Annotated in this window: 21 protein-coding genes, 1 tRNA gene and 1 pseudogene; 10 read left to right on the top strand and 13 right to left on the bottom strand. The window is 71.8% G+C overall.

The annotated features are described in order from the left end of the window. The first annotated feature begins 70 nt into the window (after positions 1-70). Entirely contained in the window at positions 71-1,501 is a 1,431-nt protein-coding gene (locus B5557_RS28020) for a GH1 family beta-glucosidase (RefSeq protein ID WP_079662056.1), read from the top strand. An 83-nt stretch (positions 1,502-1,584) separates the two neighbouring features. Here B5557_RS28020 and B5557_RS28015 read toward each other — a convergent pair whose 3' ends face one another. From B5557_RS28015 to B5557_RS27975, 9 genes and pseudogenes are all read right to left on the bottom strand, one after another. Further along, positions 1,585-2,490, bottom strand: coding sequence for a hypothetical protein (locus B5557_RS28015; protein WP_079665039.1), 906 nt, complete (start codon positions 2,488-2,490; stop codon positions 1,585-1,587). A gap of 377 nt (positions 2,491-2,867) precedes the next feature. Next, the gene (locus B5557_RS28010) at positions 2,868-3,959 is read right to left on the bottom strand and encodes a hypothetical protein (protein ID WP_079662055.1); all 1,092 of its coding nucleotides are present in this window, start codon (positions 3,957-3,959) and stop codon (positions 2,868-2,870) included. A gap of 89 nt (positions 3,960-4,048) precedes the next feature. Further along, on the bottom strand, positions 4,049-6,073 hold the full coding sequence (locus tag B5557_RS28005; protein ID WP_079662054.1) for a beta-galactosidase: 2,025 nt from the start codon (positions 6,071-6,073) through the stop codon (positions 4,049-4,051). Positions 6,074-6,136: 63 nt separating this feature from the next. Beyond that, positions 6,137-7,021 carry a carbohydrate ABC transporter permease gene (locus B5557_RS28000; RefSeq protein WP_079662053.1) on the bottom strand — a complete coding sequence of 295 codons (885 nt, stop codon included), beginning with the start codon at positions 7,019-7,021 and terminating at the stop codon, positions 6,137-6,139. Then, on the bottom strand, positions 7,018-7,995 hold the full coding sequence (locus tag B5557_RS27995; RefSeq protein ID WP_443031369.1) for a carbohydrate ABC transporter permease: 978 nt from the start codon (positions 7,993-7,995) through the stop codon (positions 7,018-7,020). The genes B5557_RS28000 and B5557_RS27995 overlap by 4 nt, the downstream gene beginning before the upstream one ends. 141 nt (positions 7,996-8,136) lie before the next feature. Further along, positions 8,137-9,462 (bottom strand): ABC transporter substrate-binding protein, encoded by a 1,326-nt coding sequence (locus B5557_RS27990; RefSeq protein WP_079662051.1) that lies wholly within the window; start codon positions 9,460-9,462, stop codon positions 8,137-8,139. Between the two features lie 252 nt (positions 9,463-9,714). Then, positions 9,715-9,925, bottom strand: a pseudogene (locus tag B5557_RS27985) (hypothetical protein); the annotation flags it as partial. Further along, positions 9,921-11,291 carry a sensor histidine kinase gene (locus B5557_RS27980; RefSeq protein ID WP_079662050.1) on the bottom strand — a complete coding sequence of 457 codons (1,371 nt, stop codon included), beginning with the start codon at positions 11,289-11,291 and terminating at the stop codon, positions 9,921-9,923. The gene B5557_RS27980 and the pseudogene B5557_RS27985, both read right to left, overlap by 5 nt. Next, positions 11,288-11,995: a response regulator transcription factor gene (locus B5557_RS27975; RefSeq protein ID WP_079662049.1), complete on the bottom strand. Its 708-nt coding sequence runs from the start codon at positions 11,993-11,995 to the stop codon at positions 11,288-11,290. The genes B5557_RS27980 and B5557_RS27975 overlap by 4 nt, the downstream gene beginning before the upstream one ends. Before the next feature lie 143 nt (positions 11,996-12,138). On the opposite strand from B5557_RS27975, the gene B5557_RS27970 reads away from it, so the two are divergent. Beyond that, a complete protein-coding gene (locus B5557_RS27970) occupies positions 12,139-12,717 on the top strand; it encodes a hypothetical protein (RefSeq protein ID WP_079665038.1) in 579 nt (192 codons plus the stop codon). 27 nt (positions 12,718-12,744) lie between these two features. On the opposite strand, the gene B5557_RS27965 is transcribed toward B5557_RS27970, so the two are convergent. Both B5557_RS27965 and B5557_RS27960 read right to left on the bottom strand, forming a co-directional pair. Next, a complete protein-coding gene (locus B5557_RS27965) occupies positions 12,745-13,614 on the bottom strand; it encodes a spermidine synthase (protein ID WP_079662048.1) in 870 nt (289 codons plus the stop codon). 130 nt (positions 13,615-13,744) lie between these two features. Next, on the bottom strand, positions 13,745-14,134 hold the full coding sequence (locus B5557_RS27960) for a hypothetical protein (RefSeq protein ID WP_079662047.1): 390 nt from the start codon (positions 14,132-14,134) through the stop codon (positions 13,745-13,747). A 256-nt stretch (positions 14,135-14,390) separates the two neighbouring features. Between B5557_RS27960 and B5557_RS27955 the strand changes: the two genes are divergently transcribed. Further along, positions 14,391-15,851 carry a hypothetical protein gene (locus B5557_RS27955; RefSeq protein ID WP_079662046.1) on the top strand — a complete coding sequence of 487 codons (1,461 nt, stop codon included), beginning with the start codon at positions 14,391-14,393 and terminating at the stop codon, positions 15,849-15,851. Between the two features lie 68 nt (positions 15,852-15,919). On the opposite strand, the gene B5557_RS27950 is transcribed toward B5557_RS27955, so the two are convergent. Then, on the bottom strand, positions 15,920-16,513 hold the full coding sequence (locus B5557_RS27950) for a histidine phosphatase family protein (RefSeq protein WP_079662045.1): 594 nt from the start codon (positions 16,511-16,513) through the stop codon (positions 15,920-15,922). A 226-nt stretch (positions 16,514-16,739) separates the two neighbouring features. Between B5557_RS27950 and B5557_RS27945 the strand changes: the two genes are divergently transcribed. The 7 genes from B5557_RS27945 to B5557_RS27915 all read left to right on the top strand — a co-directional run bounded on the left by B5557_RS27945 (position 16,740) and on the right by B5557_RS27915 (position 23,114). After that, positions 16,740-17,693, top strand: coding sequence for a phosphatase PAP2 family protein (locus B5557_RS27945; RefSeq protein WP_079662044.1), 954 nt, complete (start codon positions 16,740-16,742; stop codon positions 17,691-17,693). Then, positions 17,644-18,765, top strand: coding sequence for a hypothetical protein (locus B5557_RS27940; protein WP_079662043.1), 1,122 nt, complete (start codon positions 17,644-17,646; stop codon positions 18,763-18,765). The genes B5557_RS27945 and B5557_RS27940 overlap by 50 nt, the downstream gene beginning before the upstream one ends. After that, a complete protein-coding gene (locus B5557_RS27935; protein WP_079662042.1) occupies positions 18,756-20,351 on the top strand; it encodes a hypothetical protein in 1,596 nt (531 codons plus the stop codon). The genes B5557_RS27940 and B5557_RS27935 overlap by 10 nt, the downstream gene beginning before the upstream one ends. After that, on the top strand, positions 20,348-21,688 hold the full coding sequence (locus B5557_RS27930) for an AAA domain-containing protein (protein WP_079662041.1): 1,341 nt from the start codon (positions 20,348-20,350) through the stop codon (positions 21,686-21,688). The genes B5557_RS27935 and B5557_RS27930 overlap by 4 nt, the downstream gene beginning before the upstream one ends. A 288-nt stretch (positions 21,689-21,976) precedes the next feature. Then, the gene (locus tag B5557_RS27925; RefSeq protein WP_079662040.1) at positions 21,977-22,345 is read left to right on the top strand and encodes a hypothetical protein; all 369 of its coding nucleotides are present in this window, start codon (positions 21,977-21,979) and stop codon (positions 22,343-22,345) included. Positions 22,346-22,462: 117 nt separating this feature from the next. Further along, the gene (locus B5557_RS27920; protein WP_079662039.1) at positions 22,463-23,050 is read left to right on the top strand and encodes a bifunctional DNA primase/polymerase; all 588 of its coding nucleotides are present in this window, start codon (positions 22,463-22,465) and stop codon (positions 23,048-23,050) included. Further along, a tRNA-Lys gene (locus B5557_RS27915) sits at positions 23,041-23,114 on the top strand. Before B5557_RS27920 ends, B5557_RS27915 begins: the two co-directional genes overlap by 10 nt. 134 nt (positions 23,115-23,248) lie before the next feature. Here B5557_RS27915 and B5557_RS27910 read toward each other — a convergent pair. Next, complete coding sequence (locus tag B5557_RS27910) at positions 23,249-24,535, bottom strand: M6 family metalloprotease domain-containing protein (protein WP_079665037.1); 1,287 nt, start codon at positions 24,533-24,535, stop codon at positions 23,249-23,251. Positions 24,536-24,803 lie beyond the last annotated feature (268 nt).

The following is a 24,803-nucleotide window of genomic DNA, read 5'->3' as shown; positions in this document are numbered from 1 at the left end:
TCTCGGCCCCCTTCGCACCACTTCCCCCCAACCTTCGTCGGTCTCGACGACCTTTCATGGGAGCGCTTCCATGCCTGAGCCCGTCACTGCGGTGACCTTTCCTCCCGCTTTCCTCTGGGGCGCCGCGACGTCCGCGTACCAGATCGAGGGGGCGGTGCGCGAGGACGGCCGCACGCCCTCGATCTGGGACACCTTCAGCCATACGCCGGGCAAGACGGCCGGCGGCGAGCACGGTGACATCGCTGTCGACCACTACCACCGCTACCGCGACGACGTGGCGCTGATGGCGGAGCTGGGCCTCACGGCGTACCGCTTCTCAATCTCCTGGTCGCGGGTCCAGCCGACGGGGCGCGGTCCCGCGGTCCAGGTGGGCCTGGACTTCTACCGCCGACTGGTGGACGAGCTGCTGGCCAAGGGCATCAAGCCCGCCGTCACCCTCTACCACTGGGACCTTCCGCAGGAGTTGGAGGACGCGGGCGGCTGGCCGGAGCGGGACACGGCGTACCGGTTCGCGGAGTACGCGCAGATCGTCGGGGAGGCGCTCGGCGACCGCGTGGAGAACTGGATCACGCTGAACGAGCCGTGGTGCAGCGCGTTCCTCGGCTATGCCTCCGGGGTGCACGCGCCGGGGCGCACGGACCCGGCGGCCTCGCTGAAGGCGGCCCACCACCTGAACCTGGCGCACGGCCTCGGCACCTCGGCGCTGCGCGCGGCCATGCCGGCCCGCAACGCGGTGGCGATCAGCCTCAACTCGTCGGTGGTGCGTCCGCTGTCCCCGGGCGACCCGGCGGATCTCGCGGCGGTCCGCAAGATCGACGACCTGGCGAACGGCGTCTTCCACGACCCGATCCTGCGGGGCGCGTACCCGGAGACCCTGCTGGCGGCGACCTCGTCCCTGACGGACTGGTCGTACGTCCTGGACGGCGATCTGCGCAGCATCAACCAGCCGCTGGACGCGCTGGGGTTGAACTACTACACGCCCACGCTGGTCTCGGCGGCGGACGCCTCCGTGAAGGGCCCGCGCACGGACGGCCACGGCGCGAGCGACCACTCCCCCTGGCCGGCCGCCGACGACGTCGCCTTCCACCAGACGCCCGGCGACCGCACGGAGATGGGCTGGACGATCGACCCGACGGGCCTGCACGAGCTGATCATGCGCTACACCCGGGAAGCCCCGGGCCTGCCGCTGTACGTGACGGAGAACGGCGCCGCCTACGACGACAAGCCCGACCCCGACGGCCGCGTCCACGACCCGGAGCGCATCGCCTACCTGCACGGCCACCTGTCGGCCGTCCACCGGGCCATCGCCGACGGCGCGGACGTCCGGGGCTACTACCTGTGGTCGCTGATGGACAACTTCGAGTGGGCGTACGGCTACGAAAAGCGGTTCGGCGCGGTGTACGTGGACTACGCGACGCTGGCCCGCACCCCGAAGTCGAGCGCCCGGTGGTACGGGGAGGCAGCCCGGACGGGGACGCTCCCGAAGCCCGAGACCACCTGACCCCCGGGGGGTAGGGGAAGGGCGCGGCACGCCGTGGGGGCGTGCCGCGCCCTGCTGTGTTCCGACCGCCTGCCGACCGCTGGTTACGGCCCCTCGAACAACTCGTCGGTGTTCACGGCCGTGAGCGCCCGGTCGAACCAGGTGCCCAAGGTGTCCAGGTCGGTGCAGGAGGTGATGCGCTCGCGAGCGTCTTCGGGGACGTCGACCCCGCGCAGGCCGAGGATGCGGAGGATGTCTTCGGCTCGACCCTCGGCTCGGCCCTTGGCTTCACCCTCGGCTCGCCCCTGGAGGCGGGTTTCCTCAATGAGAGTGCCACTGCCGGGGAAGCGGCTGGCGGGCGGCAGGTTCATCAGTTGCCTCCAGAGTCGACGGGCCCGGGCGTCGCCCAGGCCGATCTCGGTGTATTCGGCCCAGTCCTCTGCGGTCTTGTCATGGGCGCCGGTCAGCGCCGTCGCCAGCGCTGCCAGTATCGCAGGAAGGGCCGGGTCTTTTGCGTGAGCGAGCGCGGAGAAGACGGCGAGGGGCAGGTCCCGGGCCGCCTCGTCGGGGTCGGTGATCGCGGGGAGGTTCCCCGGGCCCAGGACCAGCGGGAAAACCGCCAGGCTTGTGTGGACGGGAAGACCGATGCGGATGGGTTCCGCCGCCCAGGACGCGGTGGCTTTGTCCCCGCAGACGACCAGCAGGATCGGCGGGAGCGCGTACTTGGCATAGAGGTGGGCCAAGTAGTACGTCCAGCTGTTGAGCTTGTCCTGGTCCGGTCTGCTCTGGGCCTCGACGGCGAGCAGGAAGCTGCCGCTGTCTGCCGTGTCGACCCGAAGCAGGGTGTCCACACGGCGTTCGAGCGGCTTGATCTCGGTGAGATCCGTGTCGAGGGTCCGGATCGCCGTGGGCTCGGGGAAGGGGATGCCGGCCCTCGGGAGGGCGCGGGCGAACAGCCCCGGATCCTCCCTGAAGATCTGGTGCATCGCCTCGTGTGCTGAGCTGACCATGAGGCCGAACATAGTGAGGCGCCCCAGGTCCGGTGGTCGAACGGAAGCCCGTTCAGCCGTACGAGTGACTATGCCGTTGGCTCATGCCAGTCGCTTCGATAGTTGCCCTTCTCCAGCAGCACGTCGAAGTCACCCGCGTCAGCCCGCGCCGCGAGCCGTGTCAGCGCGGGCGGCCGCCGCTCGAGGTCCGCATCCACGAGCTCGAACCAGGTGGCCTTGCCGCGGCCCGGGCCATGGGTGCAGACGCCCCAGGTGTCGGCACCGGTGGAGACGAGGTGGATGCCGCGGCCGTCCTCGTCGTGGCCAGCCGCACCGGATAACCGCCGTCGCGCCCCAGGCCCTCGCGAGCCTCCTGCGCGTGCTGAAGGACGGCGGTCTCAGCGCAGCACCGTGAGGGACACCACCGTGACCAGCGCGGCGACTGCAACGGCGGCCCAGGCCAGGGCCCTGACGCGGTCTCTGCTGGGGCGGCGGGTCACCTCGATGCCGGTGGCTGCGGGGAAGGCGTAGTAGACGCGGTCCGGGTGAGCGGTCACCTCCACGCGGGCCAGGGGGAGGTAGGCGAACGTCATGCGGCGGTGTATCTCGCCCTTCTTGGCGGGCAGGTAGGGGACGACGAGTTCTCGGTGGGCGTCCTCCAGGAAGTCGGGGAGCTTCTTGGTGACGCCGGTCAGTTCGGCCCGCATCCTCTCACCGAGACTGTCCGTCTTCAGCCAGGCGAACTGCGGGCCGGACAGCTTCACTTCGTCGGGGTCCGGGGTGTGGGCGATGATCCCTTCCGTCCACACGGTGAAGCGGCCGGTGCCGCCGCACGGGTCGTGCACCACACGTTTCGCGCCCCTGCACTCCTCGCAGGGCGTGGACGCCGTCCCGTCGCAGTCCGGGCAGGTCATCATCGTCTCGCCGTGGCACCTCGGGCAGGCGACGTCCCGGCGCTTGCAGCGTCGGCAGGTGACCCGCTCCTGGGCGTCCGGGTCGCGGGGCCGACTCCCGGCCCGGGCCCGGCGGGTGCGGGGCGTTCCCGTGCCGTCGCACTCCCAGCACGCGTCGACGCTCCCGTGGCAGCCCTCGCACTCGACGCGCGCGGGGCAGGGCATTCCTCCGCGCCCCTTGCACACCCCGCACGGGTTCTTGCCGCCGACGCAGCCGCCGCATAGTTCCTCGTCGATCGTGCCCTCGCGCACGAGCTTGGTCCGATACGTCCGCTCGGGGTCGGTGGGCGGTGCGACGGGGTAGGCGTCGAGGTCGGTGTACGTGGCCCGGGTCGCGACGTCCTCGTACCTGCCCTTCTCCCTCGCCTGCTGCTCGTACCGCTTCTCGATGGAGCGGAAGACGTGGAACTCGAACAGCGACCGCCAGGAGACCTTCGCCGCGCCCGGCCCGGAGAGGTCGACGGGAGCTCCGTGCTGAGAGATGTGCCGTTCGACGGCCTTCAGGATCTCTTCGTCGGACGGTACGACCGAGGCCAACGCCGCTCCCCTCGTCAACGCGTGACACTGCGGGAGGAGCAGGCTAGGAGGCTCTCGGCCGGGCGACAAGAGGGCCTCCCCGCCCACGGCTACGCTCCGTGCGGCTCCCTCACGACCGCGACCCCGCCCGGCGGGACCGTCACCGAGCCGTCCGACACCGGCTTTCCGGTGAGGAGTTCGAGCGCCTCGGCGGCCACGGTCACCTTCGCTCCCGCGCCGGCGTGGTCGATGAGGAAGAGGTAGTCGGCGTCGTTCCCCCGGCGCCGGGCCGCCTCCACGCCCGGCGGCACGCCGCCGTCCAGCACCGGCCGCACCCCCGCCTCCTCCCGGACACGGCCCAGCAGCGCCGCCAGGGTCGGCGGGTCGGGCAGGGTCGCCACGTACCAGGCCGTGCCCGTGCCGTAGCCGTGTCGGGTGATCGCCGGGACGCCCGCCAGGGGGCCCTGCGTGTACGAGGACACCGTCTGCGCGCCGGCCGGCCGCACCCGCTCCGACCACAGGGAGGCCGTGCCGCCGCCGTCCAGGCCGACCGTCTCGCCCGGCAGCAGCGGGAACAGTTCGTCCGTGCGGACGCCGAGCGTCTCACGGAACGCGCCCGGGTAACCGCCCAGCCGCACATGGCAGTTCTCGTCCACCGCCCCGCTGTGGAAGCCGACCGCCAGCGTGCCGCCCTGCTCGGCGAACGCGGTCAGGTTCGCCGCGCCCGCGTCGTCGACCAGGTACAGGCTCGGGGCCAGGACCAGGCGGTACGCCGACAGGTCCGCGTCCGGGCGGACGAAGTCCACGGCGACGCCGGCCCGCCACAGCGGCTCGTACCAGGCGCGGACCAGCTCCAGGTGGCGGATCAACTCGCTTGGCTGCGAGGGGAGTTCCAGCGCCCACTTCGCGTCCCAGTCCCAGACGATCGCCGTCTCGGCCGTGCCGGTGCTGCCACGCACCTCCGCCAACGACCGAAGATCCGCGCCGAGTTCCACGACGTCCCGCCAGATCACGCTGTCCGTGCCCGCGTGCGGCAGCATCGCCGAGTGCCACTGCTCGGCGCCCGCCTTCGCCGCCCGCCACTGGAAGTAGGCGATGCCGTCGGCGCCTCGGGCGACGTGGGCGAGCGCGTTGCGGCGCAACTCCCCTGCGGTCTTCGCCCTGTTGACGGGTTGCCAGTTCACCGCGCCCGTCGAGTGCTCCATCAGCAGCCAGGGGCGGCCACCGGCCAAGGAGCGGACCAGGTCGCCGCTCATCGCGATGTCGATCTCCGACTCGGGGTCCGTGGACCGGAGGTAGTGGTCGTTCGAGACGATGTCCAGCTCCGGCGCCCAGCGCCAGTAGTCCAGCGCGTCGAAGTTGTACATCACCATGAAGTTGGTCGTGGCGGGGGTGGCGGGAGCCGCCTGCGCCAGCACCTCCCGCTCCGCCGTGCACAGCGACAGCAGTTCGTCGCTGCAGAAGCGGCGCCAGTCCAGCCGGTGGGTGGGGTTGGGGACGGCGCCGGTGGCGCGGGGCGGGATGATCTCGTCCCAGTCGTAGTACCACTGGCTCCAGAAGGTGGTGCCCCAGGCGTCGTTGAGCGCCTTCAGGTCGTCGGCGTACCTGGTCCGCAGCCAGCGGCGGAACGCCTGCGCGCTCGTGTCGCAGAAGCACTCCGCGTTGTGGCAGCCGTATTCGTTGTGGACGTGCCACATGACGACCGCCGGATGGTCGGCGTACCGCTCGCCGAGCGCGCGGGCGATCCGCAGCGCCGCCTCCCGGTAGGCGGGGCTCGACGGGCAGAACGTCTGGCGACTGCCGTACGACATTCCCCGGCCGTCCTGGTCCACCGGCAGCGCCTCGGGGTGGGCCCGGAAGAACCACGCCGGTGGGGCCGCCGTCGGGGTGGCCAGGTCGGCGGCGATGCCGTGGGTGTAGAGCATGTCGAGGATGCGGTCCAGGCGCGAGAAGTCGTACTCGCCCTCGGCGGGCTCCAGCAGCGCCCAGGAGAAGATGTTGACGCTGACCATGGTCACGCCGGCCTCGGCCATGAGCCGCATGTCCTCGGCCCAGACCTCCTCGGACCACTGCTCGGGGTTGTAGTCGCCGCCGTAGGCGATGCCGGGCAGGCGAAGGCGGCGTGCGGTACTCACTGGTGGTGCTCCGGGGATAGGGGACGGGCGGAGGGTGGGGAGGTGTCGGTCCTGTCGGCCCGCTCAGCCCTTGTTGGCGCCCAGGGTCAGGCCGCTGACGAACTGGCGCTGGAGGACGAAGTACACGATCAGCGTGGGGATCGCGGTGAGCAGGGCGCCGGCGGCGACCAGGTTGGGGTCGGTGAAGTACTGGCCGGAGAGGTTGTTCAGGGCCGAGGTGATCGGCATGTTCTCGCCGGTGGAGATCAGCACGATCGCCCAGAAGAAGTCGTTGTAGATCCAGATGGACAGCAGGGTCGCCAGGGCGGCCATCGCGGGCTTGCACAGCGGCAGCACGATCTGCCAGTACAGGCGCCACACGGACGCGCCGTCGACGAGCGCGGCCTCGGTCAGCTCGTGCGGCAGCGAACGCATGTAGTTGGCCAGCACGAACGCGCAGAAGCCCGACTGGAAGGCGACGTGGATCAGGACCAGGCCGAGCGCGGAGTCGTACAGCTTGCCGCTCACGGTGATGCCGGGCAGGTCGACGAGCAGGTACAGCCGGTACAGCGGGGTGATGATGACCTGCTGCGGCAGCAGGTTGCCGGCCGTGAAGACGAGCAGCAGGAACAGGTTGACCCGGAAGTCGAAGCGGCTGACGTAGAAGGCCACGCAGGACGACAGGAACAGGGTGAGCAGCACCGCCGGGACCGCGATGATCAGCGTGTTCCCGAAGTAGTGCAGCATGTCCGACTGCTGGAAGGCGTTGGTGAAATTGTCGAAGCTCAGTTTGTCGGGCCAGGAGACGTAGCCCTTGGCGCTGGTCTCGCTGTAGGGGCGCAGGGCCGCGAACAGGGCCCACAGCAGGGGCGCCAGCCAGGCCAGGGCCGTGCCGACGAGGAAGGTGTGCAGCAGGATCCGGGCGGGGCGGATGGGGGTGCGCTGCTTGGTCACGAGGGTCGCGCTCATGCTCGCCGCTCCTTCCGGAAGGTCGCGATCAGATACGGGATGATCACGGCGAGGGAGATCACCAGCAGGACGACGGCGATCGCCGAGCCGTATCCGATACGGCTGGACTCACCGATGATGTTGTTGGTGACCAGGATCGAGAGCAGCTCGGTGCCCTGGGCTCCCTTGTTGAAGACGAAGACCAGGTCGAAGGCGCGCAGGGCCTCGATGATCGTGACCACCAGCACCACGGTGTTCGTGGGGCGCAGGGTGGGGAAGATGACGTTCTTGAACGTCTGCCACTCGTTGGCGCCGTCCAGCGAGGAGGCCTCGCGCAGGGACGGGTCGACGCCCTTCAGACCGGCCAGGTAGAGGATCATCATGTAGCCGGTGTGCCGCCAGCAGGCGGCGACCAGGACGGCCCACAGGTTGAGGTGCGGGTCGCCGATCCAGTCGATGTAGTGGCCGGGCTTGTTCGCCCCGATGATGCTGTTGATCAGGCCCGTGTCGGGGTTGTAGACCAGCTGCCAGACGAAGCCGGTGACCGCCAGCGACACGACGACCGGCAGGAAGAAGGCCGTCTGGTAGACCCGGCTGAACCGGATCTTCTTGTCGAGCTGGATGGCGAGGAACAGGCCCAGCGGGGTCGGGATCAGGATGAGCACGACGAACCAGATCACGTTGTGCTCGACAGCGGGCCAGAACTGCGGGTTGTTGGTGAACAGCTCCTTGAAGTTGTCCAGCCCCACCCACTTGATCGAGTCGAAGCCGATGCCGTCCCAGGTGGTGAAGGCCAGGGCGACCGAGGCGAGGGCGGTGACCCACACCAGGGCCACGTGCAGGATCGTCGGCACGCCGGCCATCAGGCCGAGCGTGAGCCGGTCGCGGCGGGTCAGCAGGCGCCGGTGGCCCTGCACGGCCCGCTTCTTCGGGGATGCGGTGCCCGGAGGCGGCACGGCGGCCGCCTCCGGGTTCTTCGTGGTGTCCACGGTCATGATGTCGGTGCTCATCCGCTCAGCAGAAGGGTCTCGGCCGTCTCGGCGGTCTCGGCCGGTTCGGCAGTCGCAGCTGTCTCGGCCGACTCGGCCGACTCGGCCGACTCGGCCGACTCGGCCGACTCAGCGGTCTCAGCGGTCTCAGCCGGAGGCGAAGATCGTCTTCTTCTGCCGCTCGATCGACGTCAGCAGGCTGTCGATGCCCTTGGGGTCGCGGACGAACTTCTGCAGCGCGGGCTGCATCACCGTGGAGGTGAAGTCCGGCCGGCTGTCGCGGTCCATGAACTGCGTCAGGTGCTTGGCGCCGCTGATCATCGCGTACGCCTTCTTCTGCAGCGCGGAGTACGAGGAGGTGTCGGCCTTGGAGGAGGCGGCCACCACGCTCGGGTCGGCCTTGAGGTAGATCGCCTCGGCCGCCGGGGTGCCCAGGTACTCCAGCAGCTTGACGGCGGCCGCCTTGTTCTTCGGGGCCTTGGAGAGCATGAAACCGTCGGTGGGCGCCTCGACGGTGTCCTGGCCGTACGTCGGGTCGATCTCCGGGAAGGCGAAGAAGTCGAGGTCGTCGGCGTCGGCCTTGTTGGTGAACTGCTGCGCCACGAAGGTGCCCAGCAGGTACATGCCGGCCTTCTTGGAGACGAGGGTCTGGGCGGCGTCCTGCCAGGTGCGGCCGACGGCGCCGTCCTGGTGGTAAGGGAGGATCTCGGCCCAGTGGTCGAAGGTCTTGCGGACCTTGGCGTCGGTCCAGGAGGCCTTGCCCGCCATCAGCTCGACGTGGAAGTCGTAGCCGTTGGTGCGGAAGTTGATCTGGTCGAAGGTGCCGAGCGCGGGCCAGGCGTCCTTGTCACCGAACGCGATCGGGACGAGCCCGTCCTTCTTCATCTGCTTGCAGAGCGCGACCAGCTGGTCCCAGGTGGTGGGCACGGTGTACCCGTGCTGCTGGAACACGCTCTTCCGGTAGAAGAGCGCCCAGGGGTACGTGTACAGCGGCACGAAGTAGTACTTGCCGTCCTCGCCCTTGCTGAGCGCCTTCATCGCGTCGGGGAAGTTGCCGCCGATGGTCTGCCACACGTCGTCGATGGGGGTGGCGAGCTTCTTGGCCGCGAAGAACTGCATGCGGTAGCCGGCGAACCAGTTGAACACGTCGTCCGGGGTGCCCTGGAGGTAGGAGTTGATCTGCTCCTGGAACGTGTTGTGGTCCTTGGTGTTCACGTCGACCGTGATCCCGGACTGCTTCTTGAACGCCGCGTAGATCTCGGCGAAGGCGTTCTTCGGGACGGCGTCGGAGGCGTTGGAGCCGAGGGTGACCGTCTTCGAGTCCGTCGCCGTGCCGCTGCCGCCGCAGGCCGACAGCAGGGGTATGCCGGCGCCCAGGGCGGCCGCGGCGCCCATGCCGCGCAGTACCGAGCGGCGACTCGCCGAGGGCAGCGAGGGGAGGGAGAGGCGGCCGGAGGGGGTGAGGTGGTGCATGAACGGCTCCTGACGCGAGGTTCGGCCATGAGATTGGCTGAAAATTGATCTCAATCGACCAGAAATCAACTTGACCGAACACGGGGTGGCGCAATAACAGCCTTATGTCCGGCCATGCGTCAAGAGCCGCTGACCTCATTTGTCGAAACGTAATCGACACACCTTGATCACCCGTTGGTCACATACACCCACCCTCCTTGATCGTTTTTCTGATCGTTTTCCTGATCGTTTTCTTGATCACCTCCTCAACTCCCCGCCCGGGCACTGCTTGTCGCGGGTCGCCGACCACATCGAGAGCCGGCCGAGACCCTTCGACTTCGCGAAAACGACGAGCTGGGTGGCGTCCTCGATCTCCACCGTCCTGGGTCAGCCCCTCGGGCATGACGGGGAGCGTGAAGGAGACATCGAGGCCCGGGTGCTGCTGCTGGAGCCTGGCGATCGCCTGGGCGCGGCGGGTGTCACTTCACCACCGCCCGTCTCCGCTTCCGCACCGCCCCCCGATGCCCCTTGCGCACCGGCTCCCGCCCGCCCAGCTGGATCCAGACGCGTATCTCCGTGCCACCCAGCACCGATGAGCCGATACGGACGTCGCCGCCTGTCGACTCGGCGAGTCTGCGGACTATGTCCAGGCCCAGGCCGGTCGAGCCGGTGGCGCCCGAGCCACGGCCGCGGGCCATCGCCGACTCGGGGTCGGGTATGCCGGGCCCCGCGTCCGAGACCAGGACGATCACCGCGTCCTCGCCGTTGTGGACGTCGACCGCGAAGGCCGTGCCCTCCGGGGTGTGCCGGAACACGTTGCCGAGGAGGGCGTCTAGGGCGGCGGCCAGATCGGTGCGGGCCACGGGTATGCGGACCGGGCGGTCGACGCCGGCCGTGCGCACCTTGCGGCCCTCGTCCTCCGCGAGTGCCGACCAGAACGCCATCCGCTCCCGGACCACCTCCGCCGCGTCACAGCCGGCGCCCGGACCGAGGGCCGTCGTCTGCGGTTTCGCCTCCCGCGCCGTACGGATGATGGTGTCCACCTCGCGTTCCAACTGGGCGACCGCCGTCCTCGTCTGCTCGGCCGCCGGGGAGTCGCCGAGGGAAGCCGCGTTGAGCCGGAGCACGGTGAGCGGGGTACGCAGGCGGTGCGACAGGTCTGCCGCCAACTCCCGTTCGTTCGCCAGCAGTTGTACTACCTGGTCGGCCATGGCGTTGAACGCCGCCGCTGCCAGGCGCAGTTCGTTCGGGCCCTCCTCCGGGACCCTCGCCCCCAGCTTTCCCTCCCCCAACTCGTGCGCGCCCTCGACCAGTCGCCTCGCCGGCTGCACCATCCGTACGCCCAGCCGGTCGGCGACCGCGACCGAGCCGACGACCAGCGCGATCCCGACGGCCGCGAGCACCGCCCAGGCCGTGCCGACGCCGTTGCTCACCTCGGACTCGGGGACGTACACCTCGATCACCGCCGTCCCCAGGCTCAGCGCGACGGGCTGGAGCAGCGCGGAACCCCCGGGGACCTCGGCGGTGGAGACGCGGCCCAGTTTCCGTACGGCGGCGATGTCGGGGTCGGCGGCGCGTTGCCGGCCGAGGTCGACGGCGGTCCGGCCGTCGCTCGCCGGCAGGTGCACGGCCATGCCGTCGTCGGACCCGGCCGAGGCGACGACCCGCTCCAGCTGGTCGCGGTCGGTCGTGATGGACAGCGCCGGGACCACGACCGCGGCCTCCCGCTCCGCGTTGGAGAACGCGCGGTCGCGGGCCATCTCCTTGATGACGAGTCCGAGCGGGACCGCGAAGGCGACCACGACCATCATGGTGACCGCCAGACAGACCTTGACCAGCGCCCACCTCATAGTGCCGGCTCCGCTTCCCCCGGTGGTTCGAGCTTCACGCCGACGCCCCGCAGGGTGTGCAGATAGCGCGGCCGGGCCGCCGTCTCGCCCAGTTTGCGGCGCAGCCAGGACAGATGGACGTCGATGGTCTGGTCGTCGCCGTAGGACTGCTGCCACACCTCGGCCAGCAGCTCCCGGCGCGGGACGACGACCCCCGGCCGGCCCGCGAGGAAGGCCAGCAGGTCGAACTCGCGGCGGGTGAGCTCGAGCCGTACGCCGTCCAACTCGGCCTGGCGGCGCAGCGGGTCGACGGTCAGGCCGCCGACGCGCAGGACGGCGGAGGGCGGGGGCTCCCCGGCGCCGGGCCGGGCCCGCCGCAGCACCGCCGCCATCCGGGCCGACAGGTGCTCCACCGAGAACGGCTTCGTCAGATAGTCGTCCGCGCCCGCGTTGAGCAGCCGCACGATCTCCGTCTCGTCGTCGCGCGCGGTGGCGATGATGACCGGCACGTCCGTGATGCCGCGCAGCATCTTCAGGGCCTCGGAGCCGTCCAGATCGGGCAGTCCGAGGTCGAGGACGACCACGTCGAAGCGGAAATGGGCGACCTCGCGCAGCGCCTCCAGCGCCGTGCCGACGCTGCGCACCGTGTGCGAGGCGTCGGTCAGCTGCCGGATGAGCGCCGAGCGTACGAACTGGTCGTCCTCGACCACGAGCACACTTGCCATGCGCCGCAACCTACGCCATACCGCCGAGCCCCATCCGGGCCTGTGGACAACCAAGCGATTGTGGACAACCGGTGAGGCGGCCGTGCGTGGTGGAGGGGACATCTGTGCGACACGGGTGAGGCGCGTGGGGCAAGATGGCCGCGATGCGCAGAGGACTCCTACACCTGCTGGCCTGGGCGCTCGCCACGGGCGCGGCGGTCACGCTGTCGTGGTGGGGCGTCCACGCGGTGATGGCGGGGACGGCCTACGACCCGCCGCGCGCCCTGCCGCTGACGGCGGGCGAGGCGACCACCCAGGACGCGAAACCCCTGACGACACCTACCCCGACGCCCAGCCGGCCGCCGTCGCGCTCACCGAGTCCGTCCAGCACGTCCAGCACGTCCAGCACGTCCAGCACGTCCAGCACGTCCAGCACGTCCAGCACGTCCCCGACGCCCAGCCGCACCTCCCCCGCGCCCGCCCCGACGACCCCCACGAAGCCGTCCTCCCCCACCCCCGCCGGCACGGTCAAGAGCTACGACACCGACGGCGGCCGGGTCGTCTTCGACCTCGGCACGACCTCCGCGACGCTCGTCTCGGCGACCCCGGGCGCGGGCTGGTCGATGCAGGTGTGGAAGACGGAGTCATGGATCCGGGTGGAGTTCAGCTCCGGCGCGGACCGCGTCTCGGTGTTCTGCACCTGGCACGACGGCCCACCACACGTCGAGGTGGGCACGTACTAGACGAGGACCGCCGATGCGCTTGTTCCGCTAGCGGAACACCGACGGCGGCGGGGCCGGGGAGGCCACCGCCGACGCGTCCGCGACCGGCACCGCCCCGCCGGTGAAGTCGATGAGGGCGCGGCCGTGCTCGACCCGCCCGGGGTGCGGGTCGGAGGCGGCCCGGCGGGTCAGTTCGCCGATCGGCAGGGGCAGGTCGGAGGCGACGAGTACGGCGTTACCGAACCGTTTGCCCCGCAGCACGGTCGGGTCGGCGACCAGCGCGAGTTCCGGGAAGCGGGCGGCGGCGGTGGCGATCTGGCCGCGCAGGTGGGCGAGCGGCGGGCCGTCGGCGAGGTTGGCGGCGTAGCGCCCGCCGGGCTTCAGCGCCCTGCGGACCTCGTCGAGGAACTCCGTCGACGTGAGGTGGGCGGGGGTGCGGGCGCCGCTGAACACGTCGGCTATGACGAGGTCGGCCCACCCGTCGGGCACCTTGGCGAGCCCTTCGCGCGCATCGGCCGACCTGACCCTGATCCGCGCCCCCGGATCCAACGGCAACTCCCGGCGCACCAGTTGGACGAGGGCCGCGTCCCGTTCGACGATCTGCTGGGTGGAGCGGGGGCGGGTGGCGGCGACATACCGGGCGAGGGTGAAGGCGCCGCCGCCGAGGTGCACGGCGTGCAGCGGCTTGCCGGGCGGTGCGGTGAGGTCGATGACATGGCCGAGACGGCGCTGGTACTCGAAGGAGAGGTGGGCAGGGTCGTCGAGGTCGACGTGCGACTGGGGGGCTCCGTCTATGAGCAGCGTCCAGGCCCGCGCCCGATCCCGGTCGGGGATGAGCTGGGCGAGTCCGCCGTCGACGGTCTCGACGACAGCGGCTTCGGCGTCCCGCTCACGCCGGGTGTTCCTGGACTTTCCCATGACAACATTTTCGCAGCCCCCGAAGACCCCCCGCGCGCCCAGCCGAGCCACCCCCTGCGGGGACGGCGCCGACTGCCGACCGCCTGCGGGGCAGCAGCGGCCCGGTGCGCCCGTGCCGACCGGTCGCGGCTCAGCGGCAGCTGTCTGCTGCTTCGATCATTCGGGCTGCCTCGCCCAACGCCTGTCGCAGCACCGCCGGGTCCGTCGCGAGGTCTGCCTCGCCGGGGGGCACCAGCCAGTCCGAGCCCTTGACGGGGGGCTCGGGGGCGAGTCTCAGTCCGCGGCCGTCGGTCTGTGTGCAGGTGCTGCCCGGTACGTCCCAGGCCGCCGCCGTCCCGGCCGGGACCACGAAGCCGAGGGTGCCGCCGCCGTCGTCGTGCAGGACGGGCCCCACCCCGTCCCCGGCCGACGCCCTCCGCAGGATGTCGACGGCCTCCAGCCCCTGCCGGGTCGGCACCGTCACCAGGTCGCACGCCGCCCCCGACGGCACACAAGGATCGTTGCTCTGGCTGGTCTCCATCCCGGCCTCCACCGCGCAGCCCGCCTGTAGTCCGCAAGGCTCAACGCGGCACGGCGTCAAGGGCTACGGCGGAAGTCCGCCGCAAAGGATGGCAGTTCATGGCAGATCACGGATGAGATATCCGGTTTGTAGCCAAACAGCGCATGACGGCCCGAGCACAGCAGGTACGTTCTTGCCCGCCGGGAACAAGGGTGCCACACGGACAACTCACCCCGACTCCGGCATGGTTCGACGGTTCGCACGAGAGGACCCGGCCATGGCGTCGTCAACGGTGCCCCCACCTCGGCCCGACCGGCCGGCCCGGCCCAACCTCGCCTTCCGGCAGGTGCGTGGACGGCGCTCGCCGGCCGAGTTCGCCGCGCTCGTACGGCGGGCCGCCCGCGAGATCGGCGAGCGGGTCAGCTGTGACGCGCGCTACATCGGGCGGGTCGAGGCGGGGGAGATCCGCTGCCCCAACTACGCGTACGAACGGGTGTTCCTGCACATGTTCCCCGGCCGCACGCTGACCGATCTGGGGTTCGCGCCCCGCTCGTCCGTTCGCGGACGGGGGGCGCGCATCACCGAGGACGCGCCCTCCACGCACACCACAAGACCGGAGCGCACCACGAGTGACGGGCGGAACACGGGTGAGACGGGCAGGGCGCACGAGCCGTATGACACGCAGGACCCGTACGACACGCACCACAACGACGAGGAGAGCGACGTGCTGCGTCGCGCATTCATGACCGGCGGAGGAGCCACGATGGCCGCCGCCACACTGGGCCCCCTGGGGCTCGCCCCCGACGCGTCGGCGGCGGCACGGCCCGGGCGCCGCGCGGGGACGAGCGAGGCGGGCGCCCTCGAAGAAGCGGTCCGCCGGATCCGGCTGCTGGACGACCGGCACGGGGCCGACGGCCTCTACCGGCGCGCGGCCGCTCCACTGCGCGCCGCCTACGCACTGCTGGACGCCGGGACGACCCGGCAGACCACCGCCGACCGGCTCCACTCCGGGGCCGGGGAGCTCGCCATCTCCGTGGGCTGGCTGGCCCACGACTCGGGACGGTTCGACGACGCGCGCTCGCACTACGCGGAGGCCCTCGCCACCGCCCGGATGACCGGCGACCAGGCGCTGGAGGCGCACGCCTTCTGCAACACGGCGTTCCTCGCCCGGGACGCGGGCCGCCCCCGCGAGGCCGTCCGCGCCGCCCAGGCCGCCCAGCGCGTCGCCCGCCCGCTGGGCTCCCCGCGCCTGATGTCGCTGCTCGCGCTGCGTGAGGCGGGCGGCTGGGCGGGGCTCGCCGACCGCACCGGCTGCGAGCAGGCCCTGGTCCGCGCGCAGGCCCTCTACGACCGCGGCCCCTGTGACGACGACCCCGAGTGGATGAGCTTCTACGGCGCGGCCGAGCTGGAGGGGCTCAAGGCACAGTGCTGGTCGACGCTGGGCGACTGGCCGCGCGCGGCCCGGCACGCGGGACGGGCGGCGGAACTCCAGGACCCGCACTTCACCCGCAACATCGCGCTGTACACGGCCGAGCTGGCGGACGACCTCGCGCGCGGGGGCCGCCCCGACGAGGCTGCGGTGGCCGGGATGCGCGTCCTGGACCTGCTGGACCAGGTCCAGTCGTCCCGGATCCAGACGATGCTGGCCGGAACGGCGCGGGTCCTGCTGCCGCACCGGCGGGCGGCGGGCGTCTCGACGTTCCTGGAACGGCACGCCTCGACCCCGCGAACGGTGTGAACCCCGGCTCGCTCCCTCGCACCGCCCTCGCGTCACCGCCCTGGCAGGCCGGGCAGCCAAGGCCGTCCCTACGCGAGGTGCCCGAGGTCGTTCCAGCTCTCGATCGCCGGTTCGCCGTAGGCCCAGCCCAGGACCGAGAGCGACGTCGGGTTCAGCCGGATACGGGCCGCGAAGTCCAGCGGCAGACCCAGCCAGCGTGCCCCTATGGAGCGGAGGATGTGCCCGTGGGCGAAGACCAGCACATCCCGCTCGGCCGAGCGCGCCCAGCCGACGACCTCGTCCGCGCGGGCGGTCACCTCGGCGAGGGTCTCGCCCTCGGGGACGCCGTCGCGCCAGATCAGCCAGCCGGGCCGGACGGCCTGGATCTCGGCGGGCGTCAGACCCTCGTAGGCGCCGTAGTGCCACTCCATGAGGGTGTCCCAGGTCGTGGCCCGCTCGCCGAAGCCGGCGAGTTCGCACGTCTCACGCGCGCGTGCCAGCGGGCTGGTGCGTATCTCGACGTCCCTCAGGCCGTCGAACGGCGCCCGGTGCAGCCGCTCGCCGAGCAGCTTGGCGCCCCGCCGGCCCTCCTCCAGAAGGGGCACGTCGGTCCTGCCGGTGTGCTTGCCGGACAGCGACCACTGCGTCTGTCCGTGCCGGGCCAGCAGGATGCGCGGTGCCATAAGGGGCCTTTCCGGGGAAACCCCTGGAGGAATCAGGGGAGAAAACGGAGGCGGAACCCCTCCATCATCGCTCACCCTGAACAGGGGCAACCCGCCGGGCGATCTCAGCGTCTTTGAGAGCCGGGGCGCTCGTAACGGGCGCGTACATACACCGTAAAGTGGCCTGTCCCGCGCCACCGGCGCCGCAGCGACGAGTACACAGCGACAAGAAGGGGGAGGCAATCGGATGCCGCAGACCGAGACACCAGGCACCGAGGCGGCCCCGCGGGCACGGCTGCGCTGGTGGACCGAGCTGCCCCTGATCGTGCTGGTGTACGCCTGCTACTCGGCGGGGCGCCTGCTCGCGCGCGGCGACGTCACGACGGCGGTCGACCACGGCCTGGCGATCCTGCGCATCGAGAAGTTCCTGCACATCAACGCCGAGCACCCGCTGAACCGGCTGTTCAGAACCCAGGCGTGGATCGGCGTGCCGGCCGACTTCTGGTACGCGTCGCTGCACTACGTGGTGACACCCGCGATCCTGGTCTGGCTGTTCCGCTCCCGGGCCGTGCGCTACCGGGCCGCCCGCACCTGGCTGATGACGTCCACCTTCATGGGCCTCGTCGGCTTCACCATGCTGCCCACCTGCCCGCCCCGGCTGCTGTCGGCGGGCCACGGCTTCGTGGACACGATGGCCCAGTACAGCTCGTACGGCTGGTGGGGCGGCGAGGCGAGCGCCCCTCGCGGCATGGGCGGCATGACGAACCAGTACGCGGCCATGCCGAGCCTGCATGTCGGCTGGGCCCTGTGGTGCGGCGTGATGCTGTGGCGCCACGGCGGCACCCGTCTGGCGAAGACGGCGGGCGTCGTCTACCCGCTGGTGACGACGCTCGTGGTGATGGGCACCGCCAACCACTACTTCCTCGACGCGGTCGCGGGCGCCGCCGTGATGGGCGTCGGACTGCTGCTGACCCCGCTGGTGATGCGCGGCGCGGATCGCGCGCGGGTGTGGTTCACGGCCCGGGTCCCGCTGCTCCCGGCGGACTCTCCCGGCGCATCGGCCTCGATTGTCAGTGGCGGATGCCAGACTTCCCCGGGTGAGCGAATTCCAAGGCAGCGCGAGTCACGGCTTCGGCCCGGAGCCGACCCGGGTGCCTCTCCCTCGGACGCGGGGGACGGCGCTCCGGCAGCGGCTCGCTGAGCTGCGCGGACCGGACGTACCGGCCAAGGCGCTGGACGCCCGTGCCCTCGCGGCGCTCGCCGCCAACCCGGGCTGCAGGCGGCGCGCGATCCTCGACGGCGCCGGGGTGGACAAGGCAGCGGTGGCGGGCGCGTTGGGTTCGCCGTCGGTGTTCGGACAGTCCCAGTTCGCCCTCACGCGCGGCAACGCGTTCGAGGCGAAGGTGAAGGCGGACGGCGGCGCGGAACTGCTGCGGCTGGTGCACGAGCGACTGGACCCGGCCGCCGCACCGCCCGTCGGCGCCGCCGTGCCCGACCTGTCCGCGATCGGCCCCGAGGGCCGTACCGCGCGCACGTCGCTGGCGCTGCGCGAGGCCACCGCGGCGAGCGGCACCTGGACACTGCTGGACCACCCGATGATCGCGCTGGACGTCGCGGGCTCCCCCGCCTTCCTGGAGCCGGACGCCGTGGTGGTGCACCCGGACGGCAGCTGGACGGTCGTGGAGATCAAGTCCTTTCCGATGCTGGACGGTTCGGCGGACCCGGCGAAGGTCGGCGCCGCCGCCCGGCAGGCCGCCGTCTATGTGCTGGCCCTGGAAGAGGTCGCCGCCCGGCTCGACCCGGCCCCGCGCGTGCGTCACCGCGTGCTCCTGGTCTGCCCCAAGGACTTCTCCAACCTGCCCACCGCCTCCGCCGTGGACGTGCGCAAGCAGCGCGCGGTCACCGCCCGCCAGCTGGCCCGCCTCACTCGCATCCAGGACATCGCCGACGCCCTCCCGGAGGGCGCCTGCTTCTCCCCCGAGCTGCCCGCCGAGCAGCTCACGGCCGCCGTCGAATCGGTCCCGGCGACGTATGCGCCCGAGTGCCTGGCCGCCTGCGAGCTGGCCTTCCACTGCCGCGACCGCTCCCGCGCGGCCGGCGCCGTCACCTCGCTGGGCCGGTCCGTGCGCGCCGAACTCGGCGACCTGACGACCGTCGACGGCGTCCTCGCGGCGGCCCGCGGCGAGGCCGGAGACCCCACCGATCCGGCGGTGGCCGCCCTGCGCAGAGCCGCACAGCTGCGCGCCGAAGCCCTGGGGGCGATGTGTCACTGATCGCCACCCTCGCCCGCCTGGAGGCCGTCCACACCGGCCACGCCCAGCCCACCGCCACCGTCCGCCACCGGCGCCTGACCGAGCGGCCGCTGGTCCTTGTGCCGCTCACCACCGCCGGTGAGGCCGGCGCCCCGCTGGGCGCGCTGGTCGGCACCGACCGGACCGCGCCGCGCCTGCTCGTCGTACCGCAGCCGCGCGACCGCGACCTCAGGTTCGCGTTCCTCGCCGAACTGGCCGACATCGTCCTGCCGTACATCGACGACTACGCGGACGCCGTGGAGGCCGCCGAACGGAACGAGACCGACCCGGAGACCGGAAAGCGCGTCAAGGTCGAGGTCGAGCTGTGCGCCGACGCGCCCCAGCTGATCGTCCCGAGCCGCGCCGGCGTCGACTTCGTCCGCCTCCTGGGCCGCTCCATGCGCTTCAGGCGTACGGCGGAACAGGACCCCGAGACGCCGTATCCGGCACCGGCGCGCGTGCCGCTGCTCGGGCGGTGGCTGACACACTTCGGGGAGCGGTCGCGGGTGCCGGGGTCGTCGCTGCTGCTGGCGCTGACCGAGGTGCTGGGCCGGCACTGGGCGACGGGACAGTCCAGCCTGGAGGACCAGCATCTGGGGGCGCTGCTCGCCTGGATCGCCCCTCCGGCGGGCGAGACGGGCGCGGCGGCGGCGCTGCGGGCGGAGCTCGCGCGGGACGCGGCGGGACAACTGCTGTGCCCGCCGGCCGGTCCGGCGACCGACCCGGCGTTCGACAACAAGCTGCTCGCCCCGGCCATCGAGCGCTACGACCGCGCGCGCACCGCCCTGGCCGCCGCCGAGGACGGCCTGCAGGCCGACGACCGGCTGGGCGCGCTCAGCGCCGCCGAGCAAGAGATCCGCGCGCTGGTGGCCAGTCGGACGCTCCCCACCTGGGAGAAGGTCTGGGACGGCCTGGACCTGTTGCGGGCGCTGCCGGAGGGCGCGCACGTCGAGGAGCGGTGGACGCGCGACCGCTGGTCGTTCACCGGGCACCGCGACCGGGTCGTCGCTGGTGAGCCCCCGCAGCCCCGCCGTGACGACGCGGTCACCGCCGCGAACAAGCTCGCCACCCGCGAGCGGGAACAGGCCCGCCTGGAGGCCCAGGAGGCGCTGGACGATCCGCTGGTGATGGCCGGGCGACGGCTGGCCGGGGAGGCGTTCGCGGGCGAGGTCGTCGACGTCGTCATGGCGTACAGCGAGGGCAGGCGGCCGAGCCCGCGGCCGCTGGTCACCGTGCGGACGGACGACCGGCCGCAGCTCGCGGGGCGGGCGAAGGTGTTCCGGTCGCTGGGCGGGAAGCCGCAGGCGGCGGAGTTCGTGGAACAGGTGGAGGAGGGCCTGCTGGTGCTGCGGATCGTCGACAAGATGGGCCGCGGCAAGGAGCCCGAGGCGGGGTCCGTGCCCGAGAAGGGCGACCTGCTCTGCTTCACGCTCTTCGAACACGAACAGCGCGGCGGCGCGAAGTTGCCCGACCCGGAGGACACTCCGTGGACGCACGGCGGTCCGCCGGGTGAGGCGGCCGCCGGACCGGAAGCCGCCGACCCGATGACCCAGGAGGACCTGCTGTGACCACCGAGGCCGTCTTCGACCCCGGTGCCGCCGCCGGCCGGGCCACCGACGCGATCCTGCGCGACACGCTGCACGGCACCGCGCGCGGGGTCGTCGTCGACTCCCCGCCCGGCGCCGGGAAGTCCACGCTGGTGGTGCGCGCGGCGCTCGAACTCGCCGACGCGGGGCACTCGTTGATGGTGGTGGCGCAGACCAACGCGCAGGTCGACGATCTGGTCGTGCGGCTCGCCGAGAAGAACCCCGAGCTGCCGGTGGGCCGCCTGCACAGCAGCGACGCCGACCCGTACGACAAGGCGCTGGAGGAGCTGCCGAACGTACGGAAGTCGGCGAAGGCGGCGGAGCTGGCCGGGCTGCCGGTGGTGATCTCCACCGCCGCCAAGTGGGCGCATGTGAAGGTCGACGAGCCGTGGCGGCACGCGATCGTGGACGAGGCGTACCAGATGCGCTCGGACGGACTGCTGGCCGTGGCCGGGCTGTTCGAGCGGGCGCTGTTCGTGGGCGACCCGGGGCAGCTGGACCCGTTCTCGATCGTCGGCGGCGAGCAGTGGGCGGGCCTGTCGTACGACCCGTCGGCCTCGGCCGTCTCGACGCTGCTCGCCCACAACCCCGAGCTGCCGCAGCACCGCCTCCCGGTGTCCTGGCGGCTCCCGGCGTCGGCGGCGCCGCTGGTCTCGGACGCCTTCTACCCCTACACGCCGTTCCGCAGCGGCACCGGCCACGGCGACCGCCGGCTGTCCTTCGCCGTGCCCTCGGACGGCTCGGGCGCCGACCGGGTGATCGACGAGGCGGCGGAGTCAGGCTGGGGCCTGCTGGAGCTGCCCGCCCGGCACACGCCCCGCACCGACCCGGAGGCGGTGCGGGCGGTCGCGACGGTCGTGCGACGCCTCCTGGACCGAGGCGGCGCGGCCACCTCCGAACGCTCTGACGCCCCCACCCCCCTGACCGCCGACCGGGTCGCCGTCGGCACGGCCCACCGCGACCAGGCGGCGGCGGTCCGGGCAGCATTGGCGGACCTGGGCGTCGCGGACGTCACGGTGGATACGGCGAACCGTCTCCAGGGCATGGAGTTCGACGTCACGGTGATCCTGCACCCGCTTTCCGGCCGCCCCGACGCCACCGCCTTCCACCTGGAGACGGGCCGCCTGTGCGTCCTGGCCTCCCGCCACCGGCACGCCTGCGTGGTGGTGTGCCGGGCAGGCGTGAGCGACCTCCTGGACGACTACCCGTCCACGGAACCGGTCCAGCTGGGCACTCTCGTGAAATTTCCGGACGGCTGGGAAGCCAACCACGCGGTGCTGGCGCATCTCGCGGAGCACCGGGTGGCCTGGCGTCCCTGACCGTCCTCACGGCACCTGCCCGTCAGGCGATCGGCACGGCGCCGCCCGATCCGCCGGACGGAGTCCGGCACGCCGCCGGAGGCGGCCAATGGAAACAGCCCGGACGGCTGGGAAGCCAACCACGCGGTGCTGGCGCATCTCGCGGAGCACCGGGTGAGTTGGAAGAGGTGATGCGGACGGGAACATCGAGGGGGTCGGGGGCCTTGAGAGGGCGAGGCCAGGGCCTCTTGCGTGACCGGGGGACAATGGAAGGTGGTCCGCATCCGAACCGTACGAGGAGGCCAAGACATGGCGGAGCCCACGCCGCGTCGGAACGAACAGCGGCTACGCCCCGCGCCCCTGCTCTTCGAGCCCGCCGAGGCAGCCGGTGATCCGGAGCACTTCTTCGACCTGGAGTCGATAGACGATCCGGCCGCCCTGCTGGCGCGGGCGACGGAGCTGACGCTCGCATTCCGGGCGGCGGCCGACCGGGCGGTGGAGTTCCAGGCGATGGCGGCGGCGCAGCTCGCCGATCCGCGCCGCTTCGACCGGCTGACGGCCGCGGACATCGCCGAGCGCGCCGAGTGGACCGAGGACTACGCGAAGAAGATGGTCGAGTTCGGCCGGGATCTGCTGAAGGGCGACGCCGAGGGGCGGGGGCACGTCGACCCCGTGTGAGGGCAAGTCCCGTCTGGCATATGCCGGGCGGGCACGATACTCCCTCCGGTCGTTGTCCGTACTCGTTTCCCGCAACCCTGTGAGATCGGCCGCTCACCACCGGTAGACCTGTGCGGTATGAGCAGTCCCTGCGACGAACCCATCGGTGTCACCCCGGACGGCGCCGCCTGGCTGGCCTCCGCCGGAACGTATCCGCGCAGCACGCTCGCCCTCTGGGAGGAGCGGCCGCACGCCCCGGCGGTCCTGCCGTGCGGCTCGGTGTTCGACATCGTCAGCGCGCCGGCGATGTTCGGGCGGCTGATGCTGGACCGGCTGTGGAGCGAGGGGCCGGGCTCCGGTCCGGTGGCCGCGTTCCGCGGGCGGACGCTGTTGTTCTCGGCGCCGGGGACGGCCCAGCGGCTGCCCTCGCTGCTGGAGTGGGAGGAGTGGAGCGCCGACGGCCGGCCGGACGGCCGGGTCGGCACCGTGCCGCCGCTGCTGTGCCACGGCACCGGTGACGCGGTGACCGTACCCGCGCTGACCCCGGCCCGCGAGGGAGCCTCGACGCGCTGGATGGTCGCTCCGGACACGCGTCAGCCGTGGCTTCCGGGGCCCGAGATCCTGCTGTGGGCGGCCGTCCGGGCGGCCCGTTCGGCCGTGCGGATATCGATTTCACCTCCCGCCGAGCAGGATGCTAAGGTCTACGACGTCAGCAGGCGCCGCTAGCTCAGTTGGTTAGAGCAGCTGACTCTTAATCAGCGGGTCCGGGGTTCGAGTCCCTGGCGGCGCACAGACGGCAAAGGCCTCTCGCGAAAGCGAGGGGCCTTTCGCATACCCCCTTTGGCCCCCTTTCCCTTGGGCCCCCTTTCCCTTGAGCCCGCGCTCCCTTGGACCCGCTTTCGCGGCTCCCGGGCAGGACCGGACCTATGGCGCCGCCGGTGTGATCCGTACCGTCCACTCCCCCGACTCCGTGCGCCCTTCCACGTCCACCCGTACACCGTCGCCCGGCACGGTGAAGCTTTCGCCGAGGGCGACCGGGGCGTCCGCGAGGGGTGGGTAGACGGAGTTCTCCCAGCAGGCCTCGGTACTCGGGTGGGCGTCGATCACCTCGACGGGGCCGCGGCCGGAGCGGGCGTCGCCACTGACGCGGTAGACGAGGATGCCGGAGCGGCAGGCCGCGCCGTCGACGCCCACCGGACCGCGCGCCTCGAAGGCGAGCACGCTGTCGGGGCCGGTGCGCACGACCGCGAGTTTGACGCCGTGGCCGAGTCCGAAGGCCGGCGCCCCGGAGGCGCGGGCGACCGGCACGCCCGGTCCGGCGCCGAGGGGTTCCAGGGTCAGCCGGGTCGGTCCGGGGCCCCGTACGCACATCACCTGGCGTGGATCCAGCCAGCCCAGCTTCCACTTGTGCCAGGCGAACAGGTCGGGGGCGAGGCCGAACTGGCTGCCCATCAGGTCCCAGTCGCCGACGTAGGTGTCCCAGTCGCCCTTGCCGTCGGCGGGGCGGTGGTAGAGGTCGGGCAGGTCGAAGACGTGGCTGGTCTCATGGGCGAGGACGAGACGGTCCGGGGGATGCTTCTCGAAGACCGTGACGATGCGGCTGATGTCCGTGCCGTCGGCCGTCAGCGGGGAGTCCAGGTTGACGACCTTCGTCGCGTCCGAGTCGACTCCGGGCGCGTCCGGGTCGGCCACGAAGTAGACGACGTCGTAGCGGGAGAAGTCGACCTGGGGATCGGCGGCGGCCAGGGCGTCGTGCAGGTAGGCGGCCCGGCTCTCGGCCCGCCAGTCGCGCTGTATGGCGTAGGCGGTGGACGGCTTCGGCATGCGGATCCAGCGCTTTTGCGGGTGCGGACGCAGGGTGAATCTGCCGTAGGACGCCTGCTGGAAGAAGCGGCTGGTGGCCGGGAAGTGGTCGGCGGCCAGTTCGGCGGGGGAGGTCGTGGGGGGCCGGTCGGGGAAGGACAGGAAGACCATCACCGCGTCGAGGGAGCGGACGGGGCGGGGATAGGCGGTGTTCCAGGTGTCGACGCCCTCGGAGTGGTGGGCGGCGGTGCGGGGCAGCGCGCAGGGGGCCACGGAGAGGGGTTCGGCGACGGAGGGGCCGGTGACCAGGGAGGTCGCGGCGAGAGCCGAGAGGGTGGTGAACACGGCCGTGGTACTGCGCAGTCGAGGGCGCGGGAGCGGCGGGAACGGTCGCGGACGTCGCGGCAGTCGCGGCACTTCAGACCTCCGGGGGCGGTTCACGGGACACCGCCACCCAGCCTGTGTGAATTTGTAGTACTACGCCCTGTTTGTCTGCCCCAGACGAGTGAGGCGGCGGAAAGCGGGCATCACCCCGACACCCCCGGAATTCTCACGGAACGTCACAAGCGGTCGCCCGACCGAAGAACCGGGCCAGGTGCGGGCAGAAACGATCTGTCAGAAGAGTGGGTTGTTCCGGGACACTGGGCAGTGGCTGCGCGGGTCCGGGGGCAGCCTC

Origin of the sequence: Streptomyces sp. 3214.6 (assembly GCF_900129855.1) — a bacterium.
Lineage (GTDB): Bacteria > Actinomycetota > Actinomycetes > Streptomycetales > Streptomycetaceae > Streptomyces > Streptomyces soliscabiei.
The sequence above is the reverse complement of the archived record's forward strand: the minus strand, read 5'-3'. Positions and strand labels throughout refer to the sequence as shown.